Below are 12,502 nucleotides of genomic sequence, written 5' to 3' on the forward strand. Positions count from 1 at the left end.
ATGAGATAAAATCGCGCTGAATTACAACGACTCGGGCGGGAATAGAACTTCATGAGCCATATGACGGGGTTGGGAAGGGCGTGCGTATTGTTCGCCCTGGCGGGAGGCATGCAGGGCGCATACGCGCAAAGTCTGGCGGACAGCGGTTCGCCGGCCGTACAGCAGGCATCGGCGCCGGTGGCGGCGATGCCGGTGATCGATTCGCAGACGTCGCTGCAGCCGCAGGCGGGCGAGTCGACGGGGCCGAGCACGGTCGACGACCTGCAGCGCCAGATCCAGGCGCACACGCTGACGGAAATGCGCACGAGCTACAACGGCAGCTACGGTGCGAGCCTGCTGTTCAACGTGAAGGACGGTGCGTACTTCGTCGCGCTGTTTCAGCAGAAGGCGTTCTGGCGCGTCATCAAGACTTACGACGAAACGCGTGCGGAAGCGATCTATCGCGATTTCTCGCGCCAGGCGGAGCGGCTGGCCGTGAACGAACTGCGGGCGGCAAAGCTGGAATCGCAGAAGGCACAAATGGACAAGCAGATCGAGGTCACGCAGGATCGCGCGCGGCGTCTGCAGGCCGATATCTCGATCGCACGCCAACAGCAGGCGGCGGTGGCGGATCGCCAGAAGAGCGTACGCAACGAGACGGCCGCATTGCAGGCGCAGCAGGCCGAGCTTCAGTCGCAACTGCGTGCGTTGCAGCAGCAGGTGCGTTCGTTGCAGCGTGAGGCCGATGCGGGCCTGCCGGCGACGGCACGCTGAACCCGGCGGCGGTGCGGCGACATGCCGCGCCGGCCGCACAAGTAAAAAGGGCAAGCCGGTTGGCTTGCCCTTTTGCTTTACTGGCCGTCCGGCACGATTCGCCGGCGGCGCGTCACGATGACCGGCCCGTTGCCGCCGCGGGAATCCGACGGGGACGCGTTGCCGGATGCGTCGCCGGTGTCGCGCGGTGCGCCATAGCTTTCGCGCGGTTCACGGGGTTCGCGCGGGGCGCCGTAGCCTTCGCGCGGCTCGCGCGAGCCGTAACCTTCACGCGGTTCGCGGGAGCCGTAGCCGCCGTCGCCGCGCGATTCACGCGGGCCGCCGTGCGAGCCGTACGGGCTGTGACCGCCGCCTTCACGGCCGCCGGGGCGCCCGCCGGTGCGCGGCCCGCGGGGGCCGCTGCCGCCCGGGCGCGAGCCGCCCGTGTCGAGCTGGATCGTGGAAATCGCGCGCTTGTAGATGCCTTGCAGACCCACGGGGGTGCGCAGCATCACCAGGTACTGGTCGAACGACTCGATGCACCCCGTCAGACGAATGCCGTTGACGAGATAGATTTCAACGCGCTTACGTTCCTTGCGCGCCGAATTGATGAAGTCGTTTTGCGGATGGGATTCTGCGGGATTGGCCATTGAGGTGCGGCAGGAGCCTGCGTCAGAGAATATGTTGTGCGTGTGTGTGGCGTGTTCGTCCACAAGGTGTTTGGCGGGATTCTACCCTGTTCAATCGGGGAGCGCGTAGTCGTGATTGTGTCGAACCGTAACCCACTATAGACGTTCCAGCGCATTTTCGCGATTCGGCCAAACGGCTAATGCCGTTTCGTTACGCCGCGTTACGACTCTCGCAATGCCGTATCACCTTGGCTCGCGCGCGACGCTTACATTGGTCGCGCGAGCCGGGCGGGCCGGCATATCAGGGATTCAGAACATGAACAAGAGGCAATGGGCAGGGTGGGTCGGGAGCGTGGCGTTGCTGGCTTCCGGCAGTGCGATGGCGGGGCATGTCGACCTGTCGGTCGGCATCGGTGTACCGGTCGCGCCGGTCTATGTCGAGCCGGCGCCGGTCTATGTGGCGCCGCAGCCGGCTGTCGTCGCCTATCCGGGCTACGGATACGGCTACGACGGCGAAGACGACGACGATCGCTATCGCAAGTGGCGCAAGCATTATTACAAGCATTGGCACCGCCACCACGGCGACGACGAGGACGATTGAGCCCGAGACCAGCCCCGGCGGCACGCATCAGAACGCATAGTCGGGGTTTTTCGGGTCGAATGCGGTGTCGTCGAGCGTCACCGGCGCGATTTTCTCGATGACGATCCGCTCGAAGATCTTGCCGTCGTTGTCATACGACTCGACGGTCCTGAAATAGGGCGCATGCAGGTCGAGCCCGAGGACTTCCTTCTTCGCGTAGAACTGCGGCCGGCCGGTCGGTGTTTCGTAGGTGAGCGTAACGACCCGTACGCCGTTGATCGTTCGGGCTTCCACATCGGTCGGCCGCTGCACGCCGGCTTCCAGGTATTTCTTCCCCTCGGTCAGGTACAGGTTCGTGATGAATTCGGTGCCGAGATCCTTCACCTGGTGATTCGACTGGGCGCGCGCGAGTGCGCCGTCGATGGCCGTCCACAGTGGAATCTTGCCGAGCAGGCCGCCGAGGTGGCCGTACATCTCGTCCTTGCGCTGCGTCGTGTCGTAGATGGTCTCCTGTCCGGCATGCGCGCCGCCCGGGAGCCATTTCGCGTAGACGCGCAGCGGCTCGCGGGTGGTCTTCACGAGCATGCGGTCGGGCGTATCGGACCATTTTCCGCTGATGCGTTCCTGGCGCACCATCGTGAACTGGTAGGACGGATAGCCGTTCGGACCGTTACGGATATAGAGCGGCACGGCGAGCGGATCGAGTGCCTTGAAGAGCGCGGTGAGCGTGGCGTCATCGAGTTGAGCGAGCGTGCCGCGCTGCGCGGCCGTGCGCAGCCAGCGCGCCTGCTGCGCGACCGGCTCGCGTACGACTTTCGCGAGATCGGCCGGCAGGGCGACCTCCTGTGCCGCACCCACGGCGCTGGCCGCTTCCTGCGCGTGCAGGCCGGTCTGGGCGAGCGACAGCATGCACGCGGCTGCCACGGCGGCGGCATGCCGCGCGTGGCGCTTCTTTCCTTCGTTCATCGACGGCGTCTCCCGGGGCGATGGATCGTTCAGCCTTGCTTCGCGGCCTTGATTTTGGCGAGTTCCTCGTCGCGCAACGCACGGCGCAGGATCTTGCCGACGTTCGTCTGCGGCAGCGCGTCGCGGAATTCGACGAATTTCGGCATCTTGTAGCCGGTCAGGTTCTTGCGGCAGTGCGCGAGCACGTCGTCGACCGTCAGCGACGGGTCGCGGCGCACGACGAACACCTTGATCCGTTCGCCCTGTACCTCGTCAGGAATACCGATCGCCGCGGCTTCGCTGATGCCCGGATGCATCACCAGCACTTCCTCGATCTCGTTCGGATACACGTTGAAGCCCGACACGAGGATCATGTCCTTCTTGCGGTCGATCAGGCGGATGAAGCCGCGCTCGTCCATCACGCCGATGTCGCCGGTGGCGAGCCAGCCGTCGGCGTCGATCACCTTCGCCGTCTCGTCGGGGCGCTGCCAGTAGCCGCGCATCACCTGCGGACCGTGCACGCACAGCTCGCCCGGTTCGCCGACGGGCGCCCAGGTGCCGTCCTCGCGGCGAAAGCGCACGACGGTGGACGGCGCGGGCAGGCCGATCGAACCGCTGAACGCGGCCATGTCGTTCAGGTCCACGGGGTTCATCGTCACGATCGGCGAGCACTCGGTCAGGCCGTAGCCTTCGACGACCGGCCGGCCCGTCACCTGCTGGAAGCGCTCCGCGACCGCGCGCTGCATCGCCATCCCGCCGGCCATCGCGAGCTTCAGCTTCGAGAAATCGCGCTTGCGGAATTCCTCGTTGTCGAGGAACGCGTTGTACAGCGTGTTGATGCCGGTGATGCCGGTGAACGTCTCGTTGCGGATGATCTTCATCACCATCGTCATGTCGCGCGGGTTCGCGATCAGGATGTTGCGCCCGCCGAGCCCCATGAAGATGAATGCGTTCACCGTCAGTGAATAGATGTGATACAGCGGCAGCGGCGTGAGCACGGTTTCGACGTCGCCCGAGACCTGGTCGGCGATCCAGGCCTTCGCCTGCAGCAGGTTCGCGATCAGGTTGCCGTGCGTGAGCATCGCGCCTTTCGCGACGCCGGTCGTGCCGCCCGTGTATTGCAGGAACGCGAGGTCGTCGCGCGTGATCTGCACCGGCTGCGGCTTGCCGCGCGCCCCGAGTGCGAGGGCGGAGCGCAACCGGACGGCCTGCGGCAGGTGGTAGGCCGGCACGAGCTTCTTCACGTGCTTCAGCACGAAATTGATCAGGCGTCCTTTCGCGTTGAAGCCGTCGGCGAGCAGGTCGCCGAGCGCGGTGACGACGATGTTCTTCACCTGCGTTTCCGGCAGCGCATCCTGCAGCGTGCGCGCGAAGTTCTCGAACACGACGATCGTCTGCGCGCCGCTGTCCTTCAGCTGGTGCGCGAGTTCGCGCACGGTGTAGAGCGGATTGACGTTGACGACGATCGCGCCGGCCTTCAGCGTGCCGAACAGCGCGACCGGGTACTGGAACGTGTTCGGCAGCATGATCGCGACGCGGTCGCCGGGCTTGATGCCGATGCTTTGCAGGTACGACGCGAACGCGTCGACTTTCTGCGCGAGCGTGCGGTAGGTCATCGAGGCGCCTGCACTCACGTAGGCGACGCGCTCGGCGAAGCGGCTCGTGCATTCGTCGAAGAACTGCACGAGCGACGCGTATTGCGTGACGTCGATGTCGTGCGGGACGCCAGGCGGGTATGACGCGTACCAGATGCCGTCGGTGTTCGGCGGAACCTGGGCCGCTGCGGTTGCTGCGGAAGATGACATGACGTGTCTCCGGTCTTTGCTCTCGGCGAGGGCGGGCGCTTCGGCGCCGGCCCTCGCCCCATGCCGCACGGTCGATCGACGGGGCGCCTCGACACCTCGCACGACCGCGCGTTTCAATCAAATCGTGAACAGGAAGCCGCGCGTGGCCTCGCGCGCTCAGTTCGTGGAATGCAGCGTCGCCGCGCCGACGGAGGTCGGGGCCGACTGCGGCAGCCCGAACGCTTCGCTGGCCCCCGCATCGTCGAGCACGGCCGCGAAGATCGACAGTTGCGCGCTGTCCGGCATCGGCGCTTTCAGTGCGGCGACGATCAGCGACGACAGTCGCGCGATCATCTGCACGTCGTTCATCGTGCGGCCTTGCGAGAACTCGTCGATCAGGCTTTCCGTTTCGGCACCCGCGAGCGCACCGGACAGCGCGCCGATCGCGAAGTGCAGGCGCCAGCCGAGCTCCGTGCGCGGCAGGTGCGGCAACGCGCGCTGGAACGCGTCGAAGAAGCGACCCGCGACGCTCGCGTAGTGCGCGGTCAGGAAGTTGCGCACGAACGGCGACGGATCGGTGTACGCACGGCCGATCAGGCGCAGGAAGCCGGGGCCGCCGCGTTCTGGATCGCGCGACGCTTTCAGCGCGGGAATGAACATCGCGCCGAGCACGTGTTCGCAGGTGATGTGGGTGCCGAGTTGCGCATCGAAGCGGTCGAGGATGCCGAGGCGTTCCTGGTTGAGCTGGTCGAGCCGGCGCGACAGCATCGCGTGGATCAGCGCTTCCTTGCTGCCGAAGTGGTAGTTGACCGCGGCGAGGTTGACCGCCGCGCGCGAGGTGATCTGGCGCATCGACATCGCCTCGAAGCCATGTTCGATGAAGAGATCCTCGGCCGCATCGAGAATGCGTGCCTTCGTCCCGCCGGTCTGCCGCGTGCCGGATGACCGTGCCCCGGACGGCCGTCCCGCGGATGGCCGTCCCTCCTGACTTACTGCCATGTCCCGCCTCCCATGCCGGTCGCCCGGCCGCGAACTGGTGATTTGTTTGTCTGATTCAAACAGTCGTTTTTATTAAGATAAAAAATCGCGGACCGAGCGGGCAAGCGGGGAATCTGGACAAATTCCTCTAGTTCGATGTGCGAATGCGGAAAGTCTCGCGCGTGCCCTCGACCGGACGGGGCACGCGCGATGATGCGGTGCGGCAATGCGCGGGGTCAGGCGACCGTGCTACGCGTATTGACCGATTGCGTCATGTCGATGCCGCGCCGCTCGCGGCTGAACAGGATCAGCACGGCGATCACGACGGCGACGATGCCGGCCACGAGCGCGAGCGCGAAGCCGTAATTGTTGTGGTTCGAAACGGCGAGCGAGGCCTGCATCGTTGCGTTGCCCGACGCGAGCAGGTTGCCGAGCTGGTAGACGACGCCGGGGAAGGTCGCGCGGATCTCGTCGGGCGAGATCTCGTTCAGGTGAACCGGGATCACGCCCCACGCACCCTGCACCGAGATCTGCATCAGGAATGCCCCCGCGGCGAGGGCGACCGGGCCGCTCGAGAACGCCCACAGCGGCAGCACGGGCAGGGCGATCAACGCGGCGATGAAGATGGCGCGGCGGCGTCCGATCCGTTCCGAGATCGCGCCGAACGACAGGCCGCCGACGATCGCACCGATGTTCAGCACGATCGTGATCCACGACACGGTATGCGGATCGAAGTGATGCTGTTCGCGCAGGAACGTCGGATAGAGATCCTGCGTGCCGTGCGAGAAGAAGTTGAATGCGGTCATCAGCACGATCGCGTAGATCGTGAGCTTCCAGTTCTGCTTCAGTGTGCTGCCGAGGCTCGGGCGCGGGCGCTTTTCCATCTGCTTCCATGCCGGCGATTCGGGCACGTGCGAGCGCACGTACAGCACGAGCAGCGCGGGCAGCACGCCGACCATGAACATTCCGCGCCAGCCGATGTACTGGTAGAACAGGCCGAACACGACGGACGCGAGCAGGTAGCCGCTCGGATAGCCGGCCTGCAGCAGCCCCGACACGAAGCCGCGCGCATGGGTCGGCACGGTTTCCATCGTCAGTGCGGAGCCGACACCCCATTCGCCGCCCATCGCGACGCCGAACAACGCGCGCAGCACGAGCAGCGCGGTCAGGCTCGGCGCGAAACCCGACGCGAGCTCGAGCAGCGAGTAGCAAGCGATGTTGACCATCAGCGTGGGGCGACGGCCGAAGCGATCGGCGAGCCGGCCGAAGATCAGGGCGCCAAGCGGGCGCATCGCGAGCGTCAGGGTGAGCGCGAACGCGACGGCGGGAATCGTCGATCCGAATTCGGCGGCGATGTCCTTCAGCACGAAGACCATCAGGAAGAAATCGAACGCATCGAGCGTCCAGCCCAGGTAGGCGGCGATCGTGACGTTGCGTTGCTCGCGGGTCCAGCTCATGTCCGAGGTCTCCTCGTTGGCTTGCGCGCTCACGTTGTGCATGCGGATGCCGGCCCGGCTTGCGCGCGGTGCGGGGGCATGGATCGAGTGTAGGCCGCGGTACCGGACGATGTGGGGCGCGATAACGTCGAATCGGGAATAATCCCTAGGAAATGAACTGTTTCGGAAATGGCAATGCCGTCGCATGAAACCGGCGACAGGCATCTGTATCCTTCCGGAAGGCTGTTTGTATTTATTTTGTAATGCGCCCGATGCGCATCGTCACCGAATCAGGAGTCCCGATGACCGAACGTTCCGCCGCCACGCTGCCCGTGCTCGAGACTGCGCGGCTGTGGTTGCGTCCGCGCGTGCTGGCCGATCTCGACGCGTGCCTCGCGATGGATCGCGATCCCGAGGTCACGCGGCACATCGCGGGGCCGTGGCACGATCCCGTCGAGCATCGGCGCTTCGTCACGCACCGGATCACGTGCGACTATCCGCCGGGCCTCGGCTACTGGTCGATCTTCGAGAAGACCGCGCCCGATGCGTTCGTCGGCTGGATCCTGCTGATTCCCGACTATGCGGACGGCGCGCACGACGTCGAGATCGGCTGGCGGCTGGTGCGTTCGACATGGGGGCGCGGCATCGCGAGCGAAGCCGCGGCGGCCGTCGTGCGTCACGCATTCGACACCGTGCGCCTGCCGCGCGTGATCGCCGATATCGCGGAAGCCAACAGCGGCTCGCTGAATGTCGCACGCAAGCTCGGGATGCGTCGCGTGAGCGTCGTGCACGACGGCATTCCTTACATTCGACATCGTCTCGAACGCAACGATCTGCGCGCATAGCACGGCGCCGAGCGTGGGCGGGCCATCGGGCGGTTGTCAGAGATCGTCAACCGGAGGCATATCGAGGTCATGACGTATTAACGGCTCGCGCGATCAGGAGTATCGTTGCCGGAATTTCGCAACATGGGGTACGACCATGGCTCTCGGCAACGATGTTCACCTGATTCCCGTCAAGCTTGAAGAACTGCGTCCCACGCAGATGACGGTCGGCTATCGCGAAGTGAAGGCGAAGCGCAAGCACTGGAAAGCGCTCAACAAGCGCGCGCGCAAGGCCGCGATCGAATCGCACTGGTTCCCGGCCGTGATTGGCCCGGGCGGGCTGCACTACATCACCGACCACCACCACCTCGGCCTCGCGCTGATCGAGGAAGGCGAGGCACGCGTGAACGCGATGCTGCTGAAGGACCTGTCGTGGCTCGACGACACGATCTTCTGGCGGATGATGGAGCACAACCAGTGGGTGCATCCGTTCGGCGCGGACGGCACGCGTCGCGACTATGCGAATCTGCCGAAGGCGCTGACGGGGCTCGTGGACGATCCGTACCGGAGCCTCGCCGGTGAACTGCGCACGGCGGGCGGCTATGCGAAGGATGCGACGCCGTTCAGCGAATTCCTGTGGGCCGACTACCTGCGCCAGCACGTGTCGCTCGACCAGATCCGCAAGAACTTCGCGAAGGCGCTCGATATCGCACTGCATCGCGCGCATGAGCAGGATGCACGCTATCTGCCCGGCTGGTCGGGCGTCATCGCCGTCAAGCCCTGACCGCCTCATGACGACCGCCCCGATCCGCCCCGACGCCGGCCCGCAGCATGCCGACCATTTCGCCGCGCTCGACGCGGCCTCGCCGCCGGCCACGCGACGCATCGGTCTCGATGCGCTGGCCGGCCTGTCGATCGCGGGGCTGCTGATCCCCGAGGCGGTCGCGTACGCGGGGCTCGCGAACCTGCCGCCGCAGGCCGGTCTCATCGCGTTGCTGTCGGGGCTCGTCGTCTATGCGCTCACCGGCAGCAGCCGCTTCGCGATCGTGTCGTCGACGTCGTCGTCGGCCGCCGTGCTCGCGGCGACGGTGCTCGCGGAGTCGGGGATGGCGCTTGCGGCGCAGCTCGCGCTCGCGGCGGCGCTCGTCGCGATGACGGGCGTGCTGTTCATCCTGGCGGGCGCCGCGCGGCTCGGCGGCATGTCGGACTTCGTCGCACGGCCGGTGTTGCGCGGCTTCACGTTCGGCCTCGCGCTGACGATCGTCGTCAAGCAGTTGCCGAAGATCCTCGCGATCTCCGTGCAGCACAGCGATGCGCCGCATGTCGCGCTCGACCTGATCACCGGCGCGCCGCATGCGAATCTCGCGAGCGTCGTAGTCGGCGCAATTGCACTGGCGTTGCTGTTCGCGCTCGGGCGGAGCTCACGCGTGCCCGCGACACTCGTCGTGATCGTGCTGTCGATCGCAGCCGGCTATGCGATCGACTGGCAGCGATACGGGATCGCGATCGTCGGCCACATCGATTTCAAGCATATCGAGTTCGGCCTGCCGACCCTCGACCGCAACGCGTGGATGCAGACCATCGAGCTTGCGTTCGCGCTGATGCTGATCCTGTACGCGGAATCGTACGGGTCGATCCGCAACTTCGCGCTGAAGCACGGCGACAGCGTGTCGCCGAACCGCGACCTCGTCGCGCTCGGCTGCGCGAACCTCGTGTCGGGCCTGCTGCACGGGATGCCGGTCGGTGCGGGCTATTCGGCGACCTCGGCGAACGAAGCGGCCGGTGCGCAGTCGCGCTTTGCCGGCCTGTGGGCGGCGGGCGTGGTCGCACTGATCGTCTGGCTGCTGCTGCCGCAGCTCGCGCGCACGCCGGAGCCCGTGCTCGCGGCGATCGTGGTCTTCGCGGTCAGCCACTCGCTGCATCCGTCGGTATTCCGGCCGTACTGGGCCTGGCACCGCGACCGGCTCGTCGTGATCGCCGCGCTGCTCGCGGTGCTGGTGCTCGGCGTGCTGCACGGCCTGCTCGCGGCCATCGGCGTGAGTCTGCTGCTGACGCTGCGCAAGCTGTCCGAGCCGAATGTCAGCGTGCTCGGCAGGCTGCGCGACAGTCACGATTTCGTCGACGTGGCGAGCCATGCCGACGCGAAGCCGGTGCCTGGCGTGCTGATCGTGCGGCCCGAAGCGCAACTGTTCTTCGCGAATGCGGACCGGATGCTGAACCGCGTGCGTGCGCTGATGAAGGCCGCGCCGGACGCGCATACCGTGATGCTGAGCCTCGAGGAAACGCCGGACATCGACAGTACGACGATCGAGTCGTTACGCACGTTCGCGGCAGAATGCACGGCGCGCGGGTTGCGGCTCGCGATCGTGCGGCTCAAGGTGCACGCGCTGCACGCGCTGCGCCGAGCGGCGGACGATACGCTGCACGACGATGCGATGTCCGAACTGAGCGTCGACGAGAGCCTGCAACTGCTGCAGGCCGGGATGCCGCCGAACGGCAGCGGCGGCACGACCGCCGCGTGACGAGGCGGCGCGCCGGCGCGCGCTATGGCGAAACCACGGCGTCGGCGGAGCGATCGATCATGGCGGTCACTTCGGCCGCCGTCGGCGCATAGGCGCCTGCATGCGCACAGGCGACCGCCGCGCACGCGGCTGCGTAGCGCAGATGTTCGGCGAGTGATGCGTCGGGACGCGCGAGCTGGCTCGCGAGCCAGCCGCCGATGCTCGCATCGCCGCAGCCGACGGTGTCGGCCACTTCGGTCGGGAACGCGGGCTGGAACAGCACGATGTCGCGATGCAGGAGCTGCATGCCGGATGCCCCGCGCGTGACGAGCATCGCGGCGTCCGGCGCCCATGCGCGCAATTGCGCGAGCGCGGCGGCTTCATCGAGTTCGGGAAAGAGCCCGCGCAGATCCTCGTCGGACACCTTGATCCAGTCGGCGAGCCCGGCCAGTCGGCGCAGTGTGTCGCGATACGACGGCGCGGCCATCGGTGCGCGGAAGTTCGGGTCGAACGAGATCCGCTTGCCGGCCGCCCGCGCCGCTTGCGCAACCTCGATCAGGCGCGACGCGAGCGGCTCGCGCACGACACCGAGCGAGCCGACGTGCACGATCTCGGCTGCGTCGAGTGCGCCGGCGGGCAGGTCCGCCGGATCGAACGCGAGATCGGCGCTGTTCTCGCCGATGAAGAAGTAATGGGGCGGTTGCTTCGACACGACCATCGCGAGCAGCGGCGCGCGATCGACCTGCCGGATGAAGCGCGGGTCGAGCCCCGCGTCGGCGCTCTTGCGCATCAGCTCGTCACCGAAGGTGTCGCGGCTGACCGTGCCGGCGAAGGCCGTCGGCACGCCGAGTCGCGCACCGACGCGCGCGACGTTCCAGCATGAGCCGCCGGCGACGCTGTGCCAGTGCTGCGCGTCGTCGCGGATGAAATCGGTCAATGCTTCGCCGAATACGATCAGGCGGGGAAACGTCGTCGTCATGTCGAAACCTTGTGCCGCGGTGGTATGCGCGGCGATGCAGCGGTTGATCTGAAAAGGCGGGCAGTGCGGGCCGTCGCGTGCTGCGACGCGGCCCGACACCGCCCGGTTGCGCAGTTGGGCGCGATCAGCGCGGGGTGCTCCAGCCCTTGTAGCTCTTCACGTTGTCGCGCGTGATGAGCGTCGGCTCGATCAGGATCATCGGGTTGGCCGGCTTCTGGCCGTTCATGATGCCGTAGCCGACGTTGACGGCCTGCTGCGCCATCGCCCACGGGTCCTGGCTCGACGACGCCTGCACGAGCGTATTCGACTTGAGCGCGACCTCGATATCGGGTGCGCCGTCGACCGACGTGATCACGATGTTCGGGCGGTTCAGCTGTTTCGCGGCGAGATCGCTGCCGATCGCCTGCGGGTCGTTGATCGTGAACACCGCGTCGAGCTTCGGAAAGCGCGTCAGGTAGCCCTGCATCGCGTTCATCCCGCCTTCACGCGAGCCCTTGCCGTCCTGGTCACTCGACAGCACCTTGATGCCGGCGCTTTTCGCGAGCACGGTCTTGCAGCCGTTGACGCGATCGATCACGGCCGACACCTGCGGGCCGTTCTCGATGATCACGTTGCCCTTGCCGTTGAGCTTCTTCGCGATGTAGTCGCATGCCAGCTCGCCGGCCTTCACGTTGTTGGTCTGCACGGTCGCGTTCGCGCCGGCCGCCGCGACGTCGACCGCAACGACCGTGATGCCGGCCGCCTGCGCCTTCTTCACCGCCGGCTCGATCGCCTTCGGATCGGTTGCGTTGAGCAGGATCATGTCGACGTGTGCGGAGATGAAGTTGTCGATCTGCGTGAACTGCTTGTTCAGGTCGTAGTCGGCCGATACGGCCGTGACTTTCGCATTCGGGTTGATCTGCTTGGCGCGCGCCTCGGCGCCCTTGACGATCGTGACGAAGTACGGGTTGCCGAGCGACCCGACCGTGACGCCGATCGATTTGAGCGGCTTGTCGGCCGCGTGCGCGGCGGAAGCGCCGAAGGCGAGTGCGCAGGCGACGGCGGTCAGGGCGGCTTTGTGCTTGAACATGTCGTTGTGTCTCCGTGAAGTTGCTTGGCGGGCGGGCGCAGGGAT

General features: G+C 66.4%; 12 protein-coding genes. 5 read left to right on the top strand and 7 right to left on the bottom strand.

Features of this window, described 5'->3' with window-relative positions:
• Positions 1 to 51 precede the first annotated feature (51 nt).
• The gene (locus FFS49_RS08165; protein WP_071334389.1) at positions 52 to 753 is read left to right on the top strand and encodes a DUF2968 domain-containing protein; all 702 of its coding nucleotides are present in this window, start codon (positions 52 to 54) and stop codon (positions 751 to 753) included.
• Between the two features lie 77 nt (positions 754 to 830).
• On the opposite strand, the gene hfq is transcribed toward FFS49_RS08165, so the two are convergent.
• A complete protein-coding gene (hfq, locus tag FFS49_RS08170) occupies positions 831 to 1,382 on the bottom strand; it encodes an RNA chaperone Hfq (RefSeq protein ID WP_046545522.1) in 552 nt (183 codons plus the stop codon).
• Positions 1,383 to 1,677: 295 nt separating this feature from the next.
• Here hfq and FFS49_RS08175 point away from each other — a divergent pair, with 295 nt between their 5' ends.
• Positions 1,678 to 1,962, top strand: a complete 285-nt coding sequence (locus FFS49_RS08175) for a PXPV repeat protein (protein ID WP_105816336.1) — start codon at positions 1,678 to 1,680, stop codon at positions 1,960 to 1,962.
• Between the two features lie 27 nt (positions 1,963 to 1,989).
• On the opposite strand, the gene FFS49_RS08180 is transcribed toward FFS49_RS08175, so the two are convergent.
• From FFS49_RS08180 to FFS49_RS08195, 4 genes are all read right to left on the bottom strand, one after another.
• Positions 1,990 to 2,907: a DUF1571 domain-containing protein gene (locus FFS49_RS08180; RefSeq protein WP_105816337.1), complete on the bottom strand. Its 918-nt coding sequence runs from the start codon at positions 2,905 to 2,907 to the stop codon at positions 1,990 to 1,992.
• Positions 2,908 to 2,936: 29 nt separating this feature from the next.
• Complete coding sequence (locus FFS49_RS08185; RefSeq protein ID WP_039358913.1) at positions 2,937 to 4,691, bottom strand: AMP-binding protein; 1,755 nt, start codon at positions 4,689 to 4,691, stop codon at positions 2,937 to 2,939.
• Positions 4,692 to 4,847: 156 nt separating this feature from the next.
• Positions 4,848 to 5,669, bottom strand: coding sequence for a TetR/AcrR family transcriptional regulator (locus FFS49_RS08190; protein ID WP_039358910.1), 822 nt, complete (start codon positions 5,667 to 5,669; stop codon positions 4,848 to 4,850).
• 215 nt (positions 5,670 to 5,884) lie between these two features.
• Positions 5,885 to 7,105 carry an MFS transporter gene (locus tag FFS49_RS08195; RefSeq protein WP_039359046.1) on the bottom strand — a complete coding sequence of 407 codons (1,221 nt, stop codon included), beginning with the start codon at positions 7,103 to 7,105 and terminating at the stop codon, positions 5,885 to 5,887.
• 281 nt (positions 7,106 to 7,386) lie between these two features.
• On the opposite strand from FFS49_RS08195, the gene FFS49_RS08200 reads away from it, so the two are divergent.
• The 3 genes from FFS49_RS08200 (at position 7,387) to FFS49_RS08210 (ending at position 10,430) form a co-directional block, all read left to right on the top strand.
• Positions 7,387 to 7,929 (top strand): GNAT family N-acetyltransferase, encoded by a 543-nt coding sequence (locus tag FFS49_RS08200; protein WP_105816386.1) that lies wholly within the window; start codon positions 7,387 to 7,389, stop codon positions 7,927 to 7,929.
• Between the two features lie 136 nt (positions 7,930 to 8,065).
• The gene (locus tag FFS49_RS08205) at positions 8,066 to 8,692 is read left to right on the top strand and encodes a ParB-like protein (protein WP_039358907.1); all 627 of its coding nucleotides are present in this window, start codon (positions 8,066 to 8,068) and stop codon (positions 8,690 to 8,692) included.
• A 7-nt stretch (positions 8,693 to 8,699) separates the two neighbouring features.
• Positions 8,700 to 10,430: a SulP family inorganic anion transporter gene (locus FFS49_RS08210; RefSeq protein WP_105816338.1), complete on the top strand. Its 1,731-nt coding sequence runs from the start codon at positions 8,700 to 8,702 to the stop codon at positions 10,428 to 10,430.
• Positions 10,431 to 10,452: 22 nt separating this feature from the next.
• On the opposite strand, the gene FFS49_RS08215 is transcribed toward FFS49_RS08210, so the two are convergent.
• Positions 10,453 to 11,388, bottom strand: coding sequence for a carbohydrate kinase (locus tag FFS49_RS08215; RefSeq protein WP_039359040.1), 936 nt, complete (start codon positions 11,386 to 11,388; stop codon positions 10,453 to 10,455).
• A gap of 124 nt (positions 11,389 to 11,512) precedes the next feature.
• Positions 11,513 to 12,457 (bottom strand): ABC transporter substrate-binding protein, encoded by a 945-nt coding sequence (locus tag FFS49_RS08220; protein ID WP_071334393.1) that lies wholly within the window; start codon positions 12,455 to 12,457, stop codon positions 11,513 to 11,515.
• Positions 12,458 to 12,502 lie beyond the last annotated feature (45 nt).

The sequence above is a fragment of the Burkholderia sp. 4NA327C6 genome, assembly GCF_005502655.1.
Taxonomy (GTDB): Bacteria; Pseudomonadota; Gammaproteobacteria; order Burkholderiales; family Burkholderiaceae; genus Burkholderia; species Burkholderia contaminans.